At 72.6% G+C, this 15,945-nt stretch carries 18 protein-coding genes; 13 read left to right on the top strand and 5 right to left on the bottom strand.

All coding sequences use genetic code 11. The features are described from left to right. Positions 1 to 215: 215 nt before the first annotated feature. The gene (locus tag AC6JBM_RS35415) at positions 216 to 1,022 is read left to right on the top strand and encodes an inositol monophosphatase family protein (RefSeq protein ID WP_497978309.1); all 807 of its coding nucleotides are present in this window, start codon (positions 216 to 218) and stop codon (positions 1,020 to 1,022) included. A gap of 74 nt (positions 1,023 to 1,096) precedes the next feature. On the opposite strand, the gene AC6JBM_RS35410 is transcribed toward AC6JBM_RS35415, so the two are convergent. Further along, positions 1,097 to 1,630, bottom strand: coding sequence for a LytR C-terminal domain-containing protein (locus tag AC6JBM_RS35410; protein ID WP_497978308.1), 534 nt, complete (start codon positions 1,628 to 1,630; stop codon positions 1,097 to 1,099). A 397-nt stretch (positions 1,631 to 2,027) separates the two neighbouring features. Between AC6JBM_RS35410 and AC6JBM_RS35405 the strand changes: the two genes are divergently transcribed. After that, complete coding sequence (locus tag AC6JBM_RS35405) at positions 2,028 to 2,324, top strand: DUF4193 domain-containing protein (RefSeq protein WP_350622132.1); 297 nt, start codon at positions 2,028 to 2,030, stop codon at positions 2,322 to 2,324. Between the two features lie 158 nt (positions 2,325 to 2,482). Continuing rightward, positions 2,483 to 3,328, top strand: a complete 846-nt coding sequence (locus tag AC6JBM_RS35400) for a hypothetical protein (RefSeq protein ID WP_497978307.1) — start codon at positions 2,483 to 2,485, stop codon at positions 3,326 to 3,328. On the opposite strand, the gene AC6JBM_RS35395 is transcribed toward AC6JBM_RS35400, so the two are convergent. Further along, positions 3,307 to 3,777 (bottom strand): DUF3093 domain-containing protein, encoded by a 471-nt coding sequence (locus AC6JBM_RS35395; protein ID WP_497978306.1) that lies wholly within the window; start codon positions 3,775 to 3,777, stop codon positions 3,307 to 3,309. The genes AC6JBM_RS35400 and AC6JBM_RS35395 overlap by 22 nt on opposite strands. Positions 3,778 to 3,834: 57 nt before the next feature. Between AC6JBM_RS35395 and dut the strand changes: the two genes are divergently transcribed. The 4 genes from dut to AC6JBM_RS35375 all read left to right on the top strand — a co-directional run bounded on the left by dut (position 3,835) and on the right by AC6JBM_RS35375 (position 6,379). Further along, on the top strand, positions 3,835 to 4,308 hold the full coding sequence (dut, locus tag AC6JBM_RS35390; RefSeq protein ID WP_433084595.1) for a dUTP diphosphatase: 474 nt from the start codon (positions 3,835 to 3,837) through the stop codon (positions 4,306 to 4,308). Then, complete coding sequence (locus AC6JBM_RS35385) at positions 4,305 to 5,090, top strand: DUF3710 domain-containing protein (RefSeq protein ID WP_497978305.1); 786 nt, start codon at positions 4,305 to 4,307, stop codon at positions 5,088 to 5,090. Before dut ends, AC6JBM_RS35385 begins: the two co-directional genes overlap by 4 nt. A gap of 138 nt (positions 5,091 to 5,228) precedes the next feature. Further along, entirely contained in the window at positions 5,229 to 5,621 is a 393-nt protein-coding gene (locus tag AC6JBM_RS35380; RefSeq protein ID WP_497986582.1) for an OB-fold nucleic acid binding domain-containing protein, read from the top strand. Between the two features lie 26 nt (positions 5,622 to 5,647). Next, positions 5,648 to 6,379 carry a DUF3159 domain-containing protein gene (locus AC6JBM_RS35375; protein ID WP_497978304.1) on the top strand — a complete coding sequence of 244 codons (732 nt, stop codon included), beginning with the start codon at positions 5,648 to 5,650 and terminating at the stop codon, positions 6,377 to 6,379. 108 nt (positions 6,380 to 6,487) lie between these two features. Here AC6JBM_RS35375 and AC6JBM_RS35370 read toward each other — a convergent pair whose 3' ends face one another. After that, entirely contained in the window at positions 6,488 to 7,186 is a 699-nt protein-coding gene (locus tag AC6JBM_RS35370) for a potassium channel family protein (RefSeq protein WP_433089910.1), read from the bottom strand. Then, positions 7,183 to 7,848: a potassium channel family protein gene (locus AC6JBM_RS35365; protein WP_350622170.1), complete on the bottom strand. Its 666-nt coding sequence runs from the start codon at positions 7,846 to 7,848 to the stop codon at positions 7,183 to 7,185. Before AC6JBM_RS35365 ends, AC6JBM_RS35370 begins: the two co-directional genes overlap by 4 nt. Positions 7,849 to 7,948: 100 nt before the next feature. On the opposite strand from AC6JBM_RS35365, the gene AC6JBM_RS35360 reads away from it, so the two are divergent. Together AC6JBM_RS35360 and AC6JBM_RS35355 are read left to right on the top strand one after the other, a co-directional pair. Then, positions 7,949 to 9,952, top strand: a complete 2,004-nt coding sequence (locus AC6JBM_RS35360) for an APC family permease (protein WP_497978303.1) — start codon at positions 7,949 to 7,951, stop codon at positions 9,950 to 9,952. Further along, positions 9,949 to 11,130 (top strand): class I SAM-dependent RNA methyltransferase, encoded by a 1,182-nt coding sequence (locus AC6JBM_RS35355; protein ID WP_497978302.1) that lies wholly within the window; start codon positions 9,949 to 9,951, stop codon positions 11,128 to 11,130. The genes AC6JBM_RS35360 and AC6JBM_RS35355 overlap by 4 nt, the downstream gene beginning before the upstream one ends. Here AC6JBM_RS35355 and AC6JBM_RS35350 read toward each other — a convergent pair. Beyond that, positions 11,117 to 11,890, bottom strand: a complete 774-nt coding sequence (locus AC6JBM_RS35350) for an RNA ligase family protein (protein ID WP_497978301.1) — start codon at positions 11,888 to 11,890, stop codon at positions 11,117 to 11,119. The two genes, AC6JBM_RS35355 and AC6JBM_RS35350, sit on opposite strands and share 14 nt — an antisense overlap. Before the next feature lie 66 nt (positions 11,891 to 11,956). Here AC6JBM_RS35350 and AC6JBM_RS35345 point away from each other — a divergent pair, with 66 nt between their 5' ends. The 4 genes from AC6JBM_RS35345 (at position 11,957) to AC6JBM_RS35330 (ending at position 15,896) form a co-directional block, all read left to right on the top strand. Next, positions 11,957 to 13,531 carry a vWA domain-containing protein gene (locus AC6JBM_RS35345; RefSeq protein WP_497978300.1) on the top strand — a complete coding sequence of 525 codons (1,575 nt, stop codon included), beginning with the start codon at positions 11,957 to 11,959 and terminating at the stop codon, positions 13,529 to 13,531. A 42-nt stretch (positions 13,532 to 13,573) separates the two neighbouring features. Beyond that, positions 13,574 to 14,314 (top strand): type I 3-dehydroquinate dehydratase, encoded by a 741-nt coding sequence (locus AC6JBM_RS35340; RefSeq protein WP_497978299.1) that lies wholly within the window; start codon positions 13,574 to 13,576, stop codon positions 14,312 to 14,314. After that, positions 14,311 to 14,658, top strand: a complete 348-nt coding sequence (locus AC6JBM_RS35335) for a hypothetical protein (RefSeq protein WP_497978298.1) — start codon at positions 14,311 to 14,313, stop codon at positions 14,656 to 14,658. The genes AC6JBM_RS35340 and AC6JBM_RS35335 overlap by 4 nt, the downstream gene beginning before the upstream one ends. A gap of 74 nt (positions 14,659 to 14,732) precedes the next feature. Continuing rightward, positions 14,733 to 15,896, top strand: coding sequence for a hypothetical protein (locus AC6JBM_RS35330; protein ID WP_497978297.1), 1,164 nt, complete (start codon positions 14,733 to 14,735; stop codon positions 15,894 to 15,896). Positions 15,897 to 15,945 lie beyond the last annotated feature (49 nt).

Raw genomic sequence — 15,945 nt, 5'->3', positions numbered from 1 at the left:
GCCGGGTTCGCGCACGGCGCGGCCGTGCTGAGTGGCCGGGTTGCTTGTCTGGTGGCGCCCGTGTGGGTCGTGGCTCCGGGCGGATTCACGAACGACAGCGGGCAGCGCGTGAATTGTAACGCTCTCTCGCCCCAACATCCCCTCTTGAGGGGGCGGGACGCGCGTCTTGTGACCGAACGGATGGGCTGTGCGGTGCTTTCCCGGGCTTTGCCAGGATGGTGACCATGGAACAACCGGCCGAACTTCTGGCCCTCGCCGTCTCCGTCGCCCGTTCCGCGGGCGACCTGGCCAACCGCATGCGAGCCGAGGGCGTCGACGTCGCCGCGACCAAGTCGACCGCGACCGATGTGGTCACCGCGGCCGATCGCGCGGTCGAGCAGCACGTCCGCGACGAGCTGCACAAGGCGCGCCCGGGCGACGCCGTGCTCGGGGAGGAGTACGGCGGCGGGCAGGCCCGCTCCGCCGTGCGCTGGATCCTCGACCCGATCGACGGGACCGTGAACTACCTGTACGACCTGCCGCAATACGCGGTGTCGCTGGCCGCCGAGGTCGACGGGGTGGTCGTGGCCGGGGTGGTGCGCAACGCCGCGACCGGCCGCGAGTGGACCGCGACCCTGGGCGGGGGCGCCTTCTGCGACGGGCGGCGGCTGCGGGTCTCCGGGGAGACCGAGCTCGGTCAGGCCCTCGTCGGCACCGGGTTCGGCTACGCGGCCGAGCGCCGGCTGCACCAGGCCCGCGTGCTGGCCGGGCTGATCGGGCACATCCGCGACATCCGCCGGCTCGGGGCCGCCTCGCTGGACCTGTGCCTGGTCGCGGAGGGGGTCCTGGACGCCTACTACGAGAAGGGCCTCAACCCTTGGGACCGCGCGGCCGGCGGGCTCGTCGCGGCCGAGGCGGGCGCGCTGGTGACCGGGATGGACGGCAACCCGCCCGGCCTCGACATGGTCATCGCGGCGCCGCCGGCCCTGCACCCGCGGCTGCACCGGCTGCTCAGCGAGCTGGACGCGGCCGGGGGCCCGTGAGCGAAGCGCCGACGGCGTCATGGCCGGGAGCCGTAAGGCTTCCGGCCTCAGGAAACCGTGACCGTACTGGTACCTCAGCCCTCGTCCTTGGCGCAGGTGCCCTCGGGCAGCTCCGGGTTGCCCAGCGCCGCGATCGCCTGGTTGACCTCGGTCGTCGTCGGCAGCTGGCGGAACTTTCCGCCGAGGATGATCTCGACCTTGTCGTCCTGCCGCGCCTTGTCGAACTCCGGGCGGGCCTGGTCCAGGAAGTACGCCCGCACGAGCCAGGCCGCGCCGACCGTCGCCGGGCCGTAGCGGATGATCGCGACGACGTCGTTGGGCTTGTTCGCCGGCGGGTTGGGCGCGGCGGTGACCACCTTCGCCTCCTTGAAGCGGCGGCTCAGGAAGTCGTTCGCGACGTCGGAGGCAGCGCCGGGCCGGTTGGTCGCGTTGAAGATGGTGACCTTCACGTCCTCCTGCGTGGGCAGCTTCGCATTGGCCATCACGGAGCCCTCGGCGCACTGCTTGGCGTCACCGGCGGGGCCGGTCTGATGGTCCTTGACGACCGCGACGATCACGAACACCGCCGCGGCGACGATGAGGACGCCGACCACCGCGAGTGCTCTCACCCGCGCAAAACTCATGGCTCGCTCCCCGCGCCGCTCTCTTGCTGTCACCAGAGAAGACGCTCTGGCTGCCGGAGAGGTTAGCGCCTGGGCCGGAGAAGCGCTGAAGTCCCCACCGGACATACCACAAAGTTCCTCCTCGCCGTTGCGGTACGACTCCGGGCGGGACGCAGCGCCGGAAGGTATCGTTCCATCGCCGCGGGGCGGGTCTGCGGGCGCGTTCGACCCGCGCGAGGCATGATCGTTGTGTCGCCTCGGTCACAGTGGGAACAACTTTCCGCGAGCGGGCGTACAACTAGCGCACAAGAGCGGTAAGGTACGCCGCCCTTGGACGTTGAAGACGACGTCGCTTCGGGCGCCCAACCTGCCCGGCGACATGAAATTGGGAGTGTGAACACCGATGGCCACCGACTACGACGCGCCACGTCGCGACGAGGTCGACCTCGGCGAGGACAGCCTCGAGGAGCTCAAGTCCCGCCGCACCGACGCGCAGTCCGCGACCGTCGATGTCGACGAGACCGACCTCTCCGAGAACTTCGAGCTGCCGGGTGGCGACCTCGCCGACGAGGACCTGACGGTGAAGGTCCTGCCGATGCAGTCCGACGAGTTCCGCTGCTCGCGGTGCTTCCTGGTGCACCACCGCAGCCAGCTCGCGACCGAGCGCAACGGGGAGCTGATCTGCCGCGAGTGTGCGTGACCGCGGTCACGCATGCCCGCGGCGTGAAACGGGCATGAACACGTCGGGCCCGCGCGACGCGAGTCGATCACGCGGCACTGGCGCCGGCGTGCTGCAGTGGTGAACGTGCCGCAGTGGTGAAGCGGCCGAACACGGCGTGGACCAACACGGAGGTTCCCATGGTCGAGCAGCCGGTGCCCGCCGACGAGGCGGCCGAGAACGCGCCCGTCCAGCCGGAGGGGCAGGCCGGGCCAGGTTCACTGGCCGGCCCGGCGGACGACGCGGAGCTTTCCCGGGCCGTGGTCGCGCTGACCGGCGACGACGTGCCGGTCAAGGACCGCCGCCGCCTGCTCGGGCGCCTGGTGCGCCTCGAGGTCGGCGAGCGCGGCGTGAAGGACCTGTTCCAGCCGCGCAAGGCGATCGGCTGGGTCACCGACTCGGTGACCAGGGTCGCGCCGCACATCCCCGTGCGCGACCTGGAGACCCTGCGCGCCCATTACCCCGGCCTCGAGGGCGACACGCTGGCCGAGCGGCTCATCCGCAACGCGTCGATGGTCACGGCCGGCATCGGCGCGGCCGGCGGCGGCGTCGCCGCGGTCGAGTGGGTCGCGACCCCGAGCCTGCTCTCGGCGCCCGTCCTGCTGGCGGCCGAGACGGTCGCGGTCGTCGCGGTGGAGATGAAGCTGATCGGGGAGCTGCACGCGGTGTACGGGCGCCCGATCTCCGGCTCCGGCACCCAGCGCGCGCTCGCGCTCATCCAGGCCTGGGCCGAGCGGCGGGGCGTCAACCCGCTGCGGGTCGGCGGCAGCGTGGCGGCGGCGATGGGCACCGCGCTGCGCAAGGAGCTGCGCGACCGGCTCCTCAAGCGCTTCGGGCGCAATCTGAGCACCATGGGACCGTTCCTGACCGGCGCGGCCGTGGGCGGCTTCCTGAACCGGCGGGCCACGCTGTCCTTGGGCGACGAGGTCCGCAAGGACCTCAAGAAGGGCCCCGGCGGGGGCGATCAGCGCGCGATCGAGGCCTGAGCGGCCTCGCGCAGCGCCGCGGCGAGCTCGTCCGGGTGGCGGGTGCTGATCAGCCAGTACGGCGTCGGGTCGGCCTCGTCGCGGACCTCCACGCGCACGGCCGGGCCGATCCAGGGCCGCTGGATCACGAACGCCTCCGGATCCGCATACGGCCCCAGCAGGTCGTGCTTGTCCGACGGGCCCACCGTCGTCACCTCACCGACGTACCGCAGCGGGATCCGCGCGTCGTCGACCCGCAGCTCCCCGTTGGACACCTCGATGCGGATGCGGCCCAGCCACCAGAGCCCGGCGACGGTCAGCGGCAGCAGCACCAGGTAGGCGACCCAGGTCGCCGCGCCCGGGGCGCCCAGCTTGACCTCGGCGGCGAGCGCCGCGGCGACGGCCACGGCGGGCAGCCACAGCCACCACGACAGGCTGAGCCGCTCGCGGTACGGGTTCGGTGCTGCCACACAGCCGAGGGTACGTGAACGCGCCCGCACACGACCCGGCAGGATGGAGGCATGGGGATGGACGTGCTCGTGCGGCAACTCGACCCGGGCCTGCCGCTGCCCGCCTACGCGCACCCCGGCGACGCCGGCGCCGACCTCTACGCGGCGCAGGACGTGGAGCTGGGGCCGGGTGAGCGGGCGCTGGTGCGCACCGGGATCGCGATCGCGCTCCCGGAGGGGTACGTCGGCCTGGTGCACCCGCGCTCCGGGCTCGCCGCGAAGATGGGCGTGACCGTGGTCAACGCCCCCGGCACCGTGGACGCGGGCTACAGGGGCGAAATCCTGGTGAACCTCATCAATCACGATCGAGTGATATCGGCGAAGATATCCCGTGGTGACCGAATTGCGCAGCTTGTGATCCAGCGCGTGGAGCGGGCACACTTCCACGTCGTCGAGGACCTTCCCGATACTGTGCGCGGGGCCGGCGGCCACGGGTCGACCGGCGGGCATGCCGGGCTCGTCCCGGCAGCGAACTTGGAGGCAGAGCAGTGATCTTCTCGCGCAAGGGCGGCAACGGCCAGCACGCCAAGTCGGACCCGCGCGGCTCGGCCGGCCGGGAGTCGTTCGACCTCGACGATCTCGACGAAGGCCCGGACGCGGCCGGGGACGACGAGCCGCGCGCCGGCAAGTCGAACCGGATCGAGGGGCCTTACGACATCAGCGAGGCGCCCGAGGGCATCGCCCAGCTCGACCTCGGCTCCCTCAAGGTGCCCGCGGTCGAGGGCGTCGAGGTGCGGGTCCAGGCCGACAACGACGGCAAGATCCAGCAGATCGTCCTCGTCTCCGAGGACAGCGCGCTGCAGCTGGGCGTGTTCGCCGCGCCGCGCAGCGAGGGCATCTGGGGCGAGGTCCGCGCCGAGATCCGCAAGCAGCTGTTCACCGACGGCGTCGCGGCCGAGGAGGCCGAGGGCGATTACGGCACCGAGCTGCGCGCCCGGGTCCGGACCCCGGAGGGGCTGACCGACATCCGCTTCGTCGGCGTCGACGGGCCCCGCTGGCTGGTGCGCGCGGTGTTCCAGGGCCCGGCCGCGGTCGACCCGGAGGTCGCCCCGCCGCTGCTGGAGTGCCTGCGCAACCTGGTCGTCGAGCGCGGCAACGAGGCCATGCCGGTGCGCGAGCCGCTGCCGCTGCACCTGCCCAAGGAGGTCACCGAGGGCGGCGAGGCGGCGCAGGCCGAGCCGGCCGCCGCCGGGGCGAACGGGGCCGGCGGGGCGAACGGGGCCGACGGCGGGACCCCGCCGCGCCGGCGGCCGTCGCCGCGTCCGCGCAAGTAGGCCGGGAAGACGGGCGGCATGGTAGCGCCTGAGCGCGCCGAAAGCCGTCACCGAGGCCACGTAGCCAGCAGCGAAAAAACGCGTACCGTTTTTGATGAAGGTGTCATGGCAGCCGAAAGGGAGGGTGGCACCGTCATCATGGCCACGGACAGTGAGAGCGCGGTCGGGGAACGCGGCCTGCGAAAGTTTCTTCGCCGGCTCACCGCGAGCGACTCCGAGCTCGACGCGGAGGAGCTCCAGCGCGACGCCAAGCAGTGCGGCAGCATGCCGGCCCTGCGGTGCCAGCGCGGACAGGTCGTTCGGCTCAAGGGGCGGCTGCGCACGGTGGTCTACACCCCGCGCACCAACCTGCCCACGCTCGAGGCCGAGCTCTTCGACGGCAGCGACCTGGTCACCCTGGTGTGGCTGGGGCGGCGGCACATCGCGGGCATCGAGCCGGGTCGAGCAATCACCGCGAAGGGGCGCATCGCCCTGCGGGATGGTCGTAAGGTGCTCTACAACCCGTACTACGAGCTCGACACGCCACGTTGAGCCTCGACACACCACGATGAGGGCGGATGCAGCCAGGACACCCAGGTAGCCGGACCACCCCCGCGGCCGAGACGGACGAGGAGGAGCCGCTTCCCCCGTTCTCGGTGCAGATGGCGCAGCAGCTCGGCGGCGTGCGCGGGCTCGTGGAGTCCAGCATCCCGATCACGCTGTTCATCGTGGTCAACTTCCTGGGCGACCACTACAAGTGGTGGTCGCTGCAGACGTCGCTCATCATCGCCGTGGGCGCGGCGCTGTCCCTGGCCGTGTACCGCCTCACGCGGCGCGAGTCCGTCCGGCACGCGCTCAACGGCGTCTTCGGCATCGCGCTGGGCGCCTACATCGCCTGGAAGAGCGGCGACGCCAAGGACGTGTACCTGCCCGGCATGCTGCTCACCGTCGGTTACGTCGTCGGCATGCTCGTCTCGGTGCTGATCCGCCGGCCGCTCGTCGGCTGGCTGTGGTCGGTGACCCTCGACGGGGGCACCACCCGGTGGTACGACAACCTGCGCCTGCGCCGCGCCTTCATGTGGCTGACGGTGCTGTGGGCGGTGGTCTACGCGCTCAAGCTCGGCGTGCAGATCCTCATCTACCGCGACACCAGCGCCGACTCCGACGACCTGCTCGGCATCGCGCGGCTGGCGCTGGGGTGGCCGCCCTACGCGCTGCTGGCCGCGCTCACCGTCTGGCGGGCCCGCCGCATCCTGCGCGACGAGCCCGAGCCCGAGGCGGACGGCGACGAGGTGCCGTCGACGGGCTGACATCCGGGCAGGGTGACCAGCCGCGGACCTGGCAGCGACGGCGCGCCAGCGCCGAGCGGTGTCTCGCGGGAGGAACGGTCCGCACCACGGCGGACCCGAGTCCCGCGCCTAAAGGATCTTGCCCCGCGTCTTCTCGACGCTGTCCTCGCCGAGGATCACGGCGCGGACCGTGTCCTCCATCTCGGACGTGACGACGAACACCAGCTCGTCGCCGGCCTCCAGCGGATCGTCGGGGGTCGGCACGAGCACCCGGCGGCCGCGCAGCACCGCCACCAGGGCGGAGTCGTGCGGCAGCGGGACGTCGCGCACGGGGTGGCCGACGTACGGCGCGGTCTCCGGCAGCGTGATCTCGACCAGGTTGGCCTCGGACTGCCGGAACGTCATCAGGCGGACGAGGTCGCCGACCGACACCGCCTCCTCGACCAGCGCCGCCATGAGCCGCGGCTTGCTGACCGAGACGTCCACGCCCCACTGCTCGTTGAAGAGCCACTCGTTCTCGGCCCGGTTGATGCGGGCCACCACCCGCGGGACCGCGAACTCGGTCTTGGCCAGCAGCGACACGACCAGGTTGACCTTGTCGTCGCCGGTCGCCGCGACCACCACGTCGCACGAGGACAGGTCGGCCTCCTGCAGGCTGGTCAGCTCGCAGGCGTCGGCCAGGATCCACTCGGCGGCGGGCACCCGCTCGGGGCGCACCATCTTCGGCACGCGCTCGATCAGCATGACCTGGTGGCCGTTGTCGACGAGCTCCTTGGCGATGGAGCGGCCCACGTTGCCGGCCCCGGCGATCGCGATGCGCATGGTCAGTGTCCCCCTTCGGGCGCCGAGCCGGTGACCTTCGTCACGGGTGCGGCCAGCTCGTCGGTCAGCAGCATGAAGGCCAGGTCACCGTCCTGGATCACGGTCGACTCGGTCGGCAGCATCGCCAGGCCGAAGCGCATGAGGTAGGCCAGCCGCGCGCCGCTGCGCGCCTCGAGCTGGCCGACGGAGTGGCCGATCCAGTCCGGGTGCATCGGCACCTCGACGATCGACACGGTGCTGGTCGGGTCGCGCCAGATCTCGACGTTGCCCTCGGGGACCAGGTGGCGCAGCATCCGGTCGGCGGTCCAGCGCACGGTCGCCACGGTCGGTATGCCGAGGCGCTCGTAGACCTCCGCGCGCTTCGGGTCGTAGATGCGGGCCACGACCCGGTCCACGCCGAAGGTCTCCCGGGCCACCCGGGCGGAGATGATGTTCGAGTTGTCGCCCGAGGAGACGGCGGCGAAGGCGTCGGCCCGCTCGATGCCGGCCTGCAACAGCACATCGCGGTCGAAACCCACCCCGGTGACCGTGGTGCCGTGGAACTCGCCGCCGAGCCGGCGGAACGCGTCCGCGTCGACGTCGATCACCGCGACCGTGTGTCCGCGCTGCTCGAGACTCTGCGCCAGCGTGGAGCCCACGCGGCCGCAGCCCATGATCACGACGTGCACGTCCCCGCCTTTCGAGTCCTCATGCATTTCGTCATGAGGATGTCATGTGCGGACCCGACCGGTGCAACGGGATGACGGCCGACCCGTACGCTTAGGCGTCGTGGCCAGTCCCACCTCCCTCATGAAGCGGCTGCTCCTGGGCCGGCCGTTCCGCTCGGACCGGCTGAAACACACGCTGCTGCCCAAGCGCATCGCGCTGCCGGTGTTCGCCTCCGACGCGCTGTCGTCGGTCGCCTACGCCCCCGACGAGATCCTGCTGACCCTGTCCATCGCCGGCGTCTCGGCCCTGACGATCTCCCCGTGGATCGGTCTCGCCGTCGCCGTGGTGATGCTCACAGTCGTCGCCAGCTACCGCCAGAACGTGCACGCCTACCCGTCCGGCGGCGGCGACTACGAGGTGGCCTCGGTCAATCTCGGCCCCCGCTTCGGCGTCGCGGTGGCCAGCGCCCTGCTCGTCGACTACGTGCTCACCGTGGCGGTGTCGACCGCGTCCGGCGTGGCCAACCTCGGCTCCGTCGTGCCCTGGGTCGCCACCCACAAGGTCGCGATCTCGATCATCGCCATCGCCGTGCTCACGGCGATGAACCTGCGCGGCATCCGGGAGTCCGGGGGCGCGTTCGCGATCCCGACGTACGGGTTCATGATCGTCATGATCGGGATGGTGCTCACCGGCTTCTTCAAGATCTTCGTGCTCGGCGAGGACCTGCGGGCCCCGAGCGCGGGGCTGGTCATCCACGCCGAGCACACCAACATGACCGGCGCGGCCATGGCGTTCCTGCTCTTGCGGACGTTCTCGTCGGGCTGCGCGGCACTGACCGGCGTCGAGGCCATCTCCAACGGCGTGCCGGCGTTCAAGGAGCCCAAGAGCAGGAACGCGGCCACCACGCTGCTGCTGCTCGGCTCGATCTCGATCACGATGCTGCTCGGCATCATCCTGCTGGCCGACAAGACCGGGCTGAAGTTCGTCGAGAACCCGAGCCAGATCGAGAGCGGGCCGGCCAACTACGTGCAGAAGACGGTGACCACCCAGCTCGGCGAGACCGTCTTCGGGTCCGGGTCGGTGCTGCTCTTCGTGGTGGCCGTGATCACCGCGCTGATCCTCTTCCTCGCCGCGAACACCGCGTTCAACGGGTTCCCGGTGCTGGGCTCGATCCTCGCGCAGGACCGGTACCTGCCGCGGCAGCTGCACACCCGCGGCGACCGGCTCGCCTTCTCCAACGGGATCATCCTGCTCGCCCTGGCCGCGATGGTGCTCATCATCGGGTTCAACGGCGAGGTGACGCGGCTCATCCAGCTGTACATCGTCGGCGTCTTCGTGTCCTTCACGCTCTCCCAGGCCGGCATGATCCGGCACTGGAACCGGCTGCTGCGCACCGTGCGCGACAAGCCGACCCGCAACCGGATGATCCGCTCGCGGACGATCAACATGATCGGCCTGACCCTCACCGGCGCCGTGCTCATCGTGGTGCTCATCACCAAGTTCCTGCTCGGGGCGTACATCGCCATCATCGCGATGATCGTCATCTACTTCCTGATGGTCGGCATCAAGAAGCACTACGACACGGTGGCCCGCGAGCTGGAGCCCTCCGAGGTCCGGCCGGTGCTGCCGGCGCGCAACCACGCGGTGGTGCTCGTGTCCAAGGTGCACCGCCCGACCCTGCGCGCGGTGGCGTACGCCCAGGCCACGCGGCCCGACTCGCTGACCGCGCTCACCGTGAACGTCGACGACCACGACACGCGGGCGCTGCAGGAGGAGTGGGAGCGGCGCGGGATTCCGGTGGCGCTGACCGTGGTCGACAGCCCGTACCGCGAGATCAACCGGCCCATCCTCGACTTCGTGCGCACCAAGCGGCAGGACTCGCCGCGCGACGTCGTGACGGTGTTCATCCCCGAGTACGTGGTCGGCAAGTGGTGGGAGCACCTGCTGCACAACCAGAGCGCGCTGCGGCTCAAGGGCCGGCTGCTGTTCGAGCCCGGCGTGATGGTGACCTCGGTGCCGTGGCAGCTCAGCTCGATCGAAGGGGTGGACATCGACCGGCTCGACGCGACGCTGAGCCGCGGCCCGAAGCGGGGGCCGCGCTCCTCGGCCGGCACCGACTCGTGACGGCGCCCGCGGAGTCGCTCGAGCTCGAGGTCGGGGCGGTCGCCCACGGCGGGTTCTGCGTCGCCCGGCACGACGGGCAGGCGGTGTTCGTCCGGCACGCGCTGCCGGGGGAGCGGGTGCGGGCGGTGGTCACCGAGCGGCGCAAGGGCTTCCTGCGCGCGGACGCGGTCGAGATCCTGCTGCCCTCGCCGGACCGCGTGATCCCGCCGTGCCCGTTCGCCGGCCCGGGGGCCTGCGGCGGCTGTGACTGGCAGCACGCCTCCTGGGACGCCCAGCGCCGGATGAAGGCGCAGGTCCTGGCCGAGCAGCTGACCCGCCTCGGCGGCCTGACCGATATTCCGGACATCACCGTGGAGGCCCTGCCCGGCGGGCCGTTGTCGTGGCGGACGCGCGTGCAGTACGCGGTCGACGGCGCCGGGCACGCGGGCTTCCACCGGCACCGGTCCTCCGAGGTGCTGCCCGTGGACCGGTGCCGCATCGCCCACCCCGCGATCCAGGCCCTGCCGCTGCTGGAGCGGCAGTGGCCGCCCGGCTCGGTGATCGAGGCGGCCGCGGCGTCCACGGGCGAGACCGCGGTGCTGACCCGCGGCTCCCGCACCGGCCCGCCGTCCGGGCCGGTGCCGAAGCTGCGCGAGCGGGCCGCCGGGCACGAGTGGACCCTCGACGCCGGCGGCTTCTGGCAGGTGCATCCGCACGCGGTCGAGGCGTTCACCGGCACCGTCGTCGAGCAGCTCGCGCCCGAGCCGGCCGAGCGGGCGTGGGACCTCTACGGCGGCGCGGGCGTGTTCGCGGCCGCCCTGGCCCCGCACTGCGGCCCGGTGACCGTGGTCGAGTCCGACCACCGCGCGGTCGCGGCCGGGCGCCGGGCGCTGTCCGGCCTGACGAACGTGACCTTCGCCCGCGGCGACGTGGCCCAGGTGCTGGGCAACCCGCGCTGGCGGCGGGTCGACCTGGTGGTCCTGGACCCGCCGCGCTCGGGCGCGGGCCGCGCCGTGGTGGAGGCGATCGCCGCGCGGGCGCCGCGGGCCGTGTCCTACGTGGCCTGCGACCCGGCCGCCTTCGCCCGCGACGTGCGGACGTTCGGCGAGCTCGGCTTCGGCCTCACCGGGCTGCGCGCGTTCGACAGCTTCCCCATGACCCAGCATTTCGAGACGATCGGGCTGTTCACCCCGCGGTAGGGCGCCGCTTCGCGGTGCGGGCGTAGTCCTGGAAGCGGGCCTTGGCGATCACCTTGCGATCCGGCGCGCGGAACACGATGCCCTCGGCCCGGCCCTTCGCGCCGTCGAGGCCGACCAGGGTCTCGGGCAGGCGCTCGGCGAGCAGCGCCCGCATGCCCGCGATCGACTCCGGCAGGGAGCCGGCACGGAAGAGGCGCGGCGTCAGCTCGACGTCCGCGTCCGCCGCGAGCGCGACCAGCTGCTCCTCGGTCGCGAAGGGCTGGCCGCCGGACTCGCGCCACGCCGAGATCGCGGGCGGGGCCCAGGTCAGCGCGGTCGCCCAGTCGTCGAGGAGGACCACGTCGAAGAGGCGCCGGCCGAAGCGGGCCGGGTCCGCGGTGTACTGCCGCGCCGCGCCGCCGATCCGGCCGCCGTAGAGCTCGAGGTAGTACACGCGCAGCGAGCCGCGGGACGCCAGCCGCTCGGCCAGCGGGCGCAGCTGCTCCACGATGCCCAGGGCCGGGTTGGCGACGATGTCCCCGCGGGCGTGCAGGAACTCCTCGCGCGAGCCGATGAGGTAGCCGCCGTCGGGGAGCAGGACGATGCGGCTGTTGGTGCCGTCGACCTTCTCGGTGGCGATGACGTCGCCCGGGAACGCGGTCGCGGACTCCAGCAGGACACCGTCGCGCGGGTCGAGCTCGTGGTAGGTGGGGATCGACGGGTACTTCGTCAGCGAGTTGAGCGCCCGCAGATCCGCCGTGCGCAGGTCGAAGCGAGTCATCGGGCCAGGATGGGGCACGAGAAAACATCGGTCACCGCATTTTGCCGCGGCGTACCGTCCCGGCCCATGGCGAAGCTCAACGTTGCGAAGGTACGCGCCGCGATCGGACGGGGTCCGGTCGCCGGCCCGAGCCAGATGGCCGGGCCGACCCACGAGGGTGGCGCCGGATACGCCCGCGACCTCAAGTCGGAGCTGTTCCTGCTGGCCGTGACGAACATGGTCGGCGAGCAGACGTTCTACGAGGCGGCGGGCGAGCGCGACGAGCGCTACTCCCGCCTGGTGCGCGCGGCCGCGGTCGCCGACCCGGCGTGGACGGAGCGCTTCCTGGGGTGGCTGCGCACGGGCGCGAACCTGCGCACCGCGGCGATCGTGGGCGCGGCCGAGTTCGTGGCCGGGCGGCTGGCCGCGAACGCGGTGTCGGACGGCGAGAACCGCCGGGTGGTCGCCGGGGTGCTGCGGCGCGCCGACGAGCCGGGGGAGCTGCTGGCGTACTGGATCTCCCGCCACGGCCGCGCGATCCCGAAGCCGGTCAAGCGCGGCATCGCCGACGCGGTACGGCGGCTCTACACCGAGCGGAACCTGCTCAAGTACGACACCGCGAGCCACGCGTTCCGCTTCGGCGACGTCATCGACCTCACCCACCCGAGCCCGGCCGCGCCGTGGCAGGGCGACCTGTTCGCCTATGCGCTCGGCCGCCGCCACGGCCGCGAGGACCTGACGGCGCCGGCGTCGCTGCCCGTGCTGGCCGCCAACGAGCGGCTGCGCGCGGACGCGGCCGCCGACCCGGGCGTGCTGCTCGACCCCGAGCGGCTGCGGGCCGCGGGAATGACGTGGGAGGACGCGCTGTCGATGAGCGGCGGCACCGGCCTTGCCAAGGATGCGCTGTGGACCGCGCTGCTGCCGTCGATGGGCTACATGGCGCGGCTGCGCAACCTGCGCAACCTCGACCAGGCCGGGGTGTCCGACGACGCCGCGGCGGGGGTCGCGGCCGCCCTGGCCGACCCGGACGAGGTGGCCCGCTCGCGGCAGCTGCCGATGCGGTTCCTCTCGGCGTACCGGGCCGCGCCCTCGCTGCGCTGGTCGTGGGCGCTGGAGCGGGCGCTGACGCTGAGCCTGGCCAACGTGCCGGCCCTCGCCGGGCGGACGCTGGTGCTCATCGACACCTCCGGCTCGATGCACGCCGGCTTCTCGCGCGACGGCACGCTGATGCGCTGGGACGCGGCCGTGGTCTTCGGCGTGGCCCTGGCCACCCGGTGCGCGGACGCGGACGTGGTGTCGTTCTCGACGGGCTCGACGGTGTTCAAGCTCCGGCCGGGCGAGTCGGTGCTGAAGGCGATCGAGCGGTTCCGGGCCGAGGGGCACTTCCACGGGGGCGGTACCAACACCGCCACGGCGGCGCGCAAGCACTTCAAGCGCCATGACCGGGTGGTGATCCTGACCGACGAGCAGGCGTCCTACCAGGGCGCGGTGTCGGAGTCGGTCCCCGCGCACGTGCCGATCTTCACGTGGAACCTGGCCGGCTACCGCCTCGGCCACACGCCGTCGACGGCGAACCGCTGGACGTTCGGGGGCCTGTCCGACGCGGGCTTCGGGATGATCCCGCTGCTCGAGGCCGGGCGCGCCGGAGCCTGGCCGTTCTGAGCCCGTAGACTCCCCCTGTCCGATCCGGCAGGGGGAGTCCCATTGGCAACGCAGACGCTGCGGGAGCGGCTTTCCGGCGGGGCGCCGCTGGTCGCGGTGAGCTTCGGCGACGAGGACCCCGCGGGGGACGCCGCGCGCGCCCGCGACCTCGGTGTCGACCTGGCCGAGCTGCGCATCGACTGGAACCGCAGCGCCGAGCCGGCCGACGTGCTGGCCGCCATCGAGCCCTTCCGCGCGGCCGGGCTGCGCATCCTGGCCACCATCCGCTCCCGCGCCGAGGGCGGGCGCTGGGCCCACGACGAGGACGCGCGGCTGCGGCTGTTCGAGGCGATCCTGCCCGCGGTCGACGCGGTCGACGTCGAGCTGTCCGCGGCCGGGATCCTGCCCGGGGTGATCGCGGCCGCGCGCGCGGCGGACCGGCCGGTCGTGGTGTCGTACCACGACTTCGACAAGACCCCCGGCGAGGAGTCCCTGGCCGGGACCGTCGAGGCCGCGAAGGCCGCCGGCGCCGACGTGGTGAAGATCAGCACCATGGCGCACGGGCCCGAGGACCTGCGGCGGCTGGCGGGGCTGCTGCTGCGGTACGAGTCGCTGATCGTGATCGGGATGGGCGCGGAGGGGTCCGCGACGCGCGTGTTCTTCCCGGTGCTCGGCTCCCGGGTCACCTACTCGGCCGACGGGGACCGGCCCTCCGCCCCCGGGCAGCTGCCCTTCGAGGAGACGGTGCGGCTGCTGAAGACGTTCTCGCCCGCCTACGCCGCCGCCCGCGGGGCCGGTGCATGAGCGGTCCGGAGCCGGAGGAGCCGCGGCGCGATCCGCTGCGCGCGCTGCGCAAGACGGTCGCCCAGACGGTCTGCGTGTTCACCATCCCGTTCGTGTTCGCGATCGGGCGGGCCGCGCTCGGGCTCACCAAGCTCAAGGTCGACCGCAGCCCCGCCGCCTGGACGGTGTGGGGGATCGGGATCGCGCTGATGCTCGCGGCCTCGGCCCTGGCGGTGCAGACGCTGCGGGGCAAGGCGCCCGCGGCCCTGGGGCAGCGCGCCGCGTGGGTGGCCGGCGGCGTCTGGCTGGCCGGGCTCGCGTTCACGATCGTCTACTCGCAGATGGTCCCGCCGCCCACCCGCTGACCGGGACAGCGGAACTGGCGGGCTGGCCCTATCTTCTGTGTCGTGCGGCAGCGCGCCCGCGATACGGAGGAGTCATGACCCAGCCCCCGACCACCCCGGGACCCGACGAGCCGGCGGGCCTGCCGTCCCTGCGGCCGTCCGCGCCGGGCGGGCCCGAGGACGAGCCGGCGCCGCCGTTGTTCGCCCCGCCGCCGGCGCCTCCGGTGCCGCCCGCGGCCCCGGCCGAGCCGGTCGGCTACGACCCCTCGCAGTCCTACCTCGTCTACCAGGCCGCGCCCAGCTTCGGCTACGGCGTGCCCACCGCGGGCGGCCAGGCGGGCTACGACCCGATGATCAGCCCGGACTACGGCGGCTGGTGGCAGCGCAGCCTCACGATCTTCAAGGGCGCCTGGAAGCAGCTCGCGATCCTGCAGGCCATCGGCTTCGTGCTCACCCTCGCCGTGGTCATCCCCGAGGCCGTCTGGTCGGTCAAGGCGAGCGCCGACCTGCTCGACGCCGCGGACTCGGGCGACGGCCAGCCCTCGCTGACCCCGCTGCTGGCGCCGTTCGCGCTGCTCTTCGTCGGGGCGGTGGTGGCCGGGATGGTCGGCTCGCTGATCACGGTGGCGGCCAACCAGCTCGCGGTCACGGTCGCGGCCGGGCAGCCGCCGCGGCTCGGGCCGGCCTTCGCGGTGGCCGCGCGCCGGTTCCTGCCGCTGTGGGGCTGGCAGATCCTCTCCGCGCTGATGATCGGCGTCGGGCTGTGCCTGTGCGTGCTGCCGGGCATCTACCTGTACGCGATCTTCCTCATCCTCCCGGCCGTGGTCACGTTCGAGCGCGGCGGCTCGGCGATCTCGCGCTGCTTCCAGCTCGTGCACCGCGACTTCGGCGGCGCGGTCGCCCGGATCGCGAGCATCATCGGCCTGTCGGTGCTGGTCGGGATCGTGTCGTACTTCGTCGGCCGGATCATCGAGCTGGCCATGGGCGCGGAGGTCACGCCGGACTCGCGGACCGGCACCGGCGTGGTGCTGACCTCGTCGCTGATGGCCGCGCTCGTGGTGAGCCGGCTCGTCACCACGCTGCTCGAGAGCGGCGTGAAGATGCTCACCGACGTGCTCACCGTGACCGCGTACGCCGACATGCGCGCCCGCAACGAGCCGCTCTCCACCGCGGCGCTCGCGGCCGAGGTGGGTGTGCGGCCGGCGTCGTCGTCCATGGGCGAGACGGAGTGGACGGTTCCGCCGGGGGCCGCGCGCTGAGCCGGGAGCGCTTTTCCGGTACCGCACCATAAGCCCGATTTGCCGGACG

It is taken from the genome of Dactylosporangium thailandense, from assembly GCF_059739745.1.
This window is presented reverse-complemented; position numbering and strand designations above follow the sequence as displayed.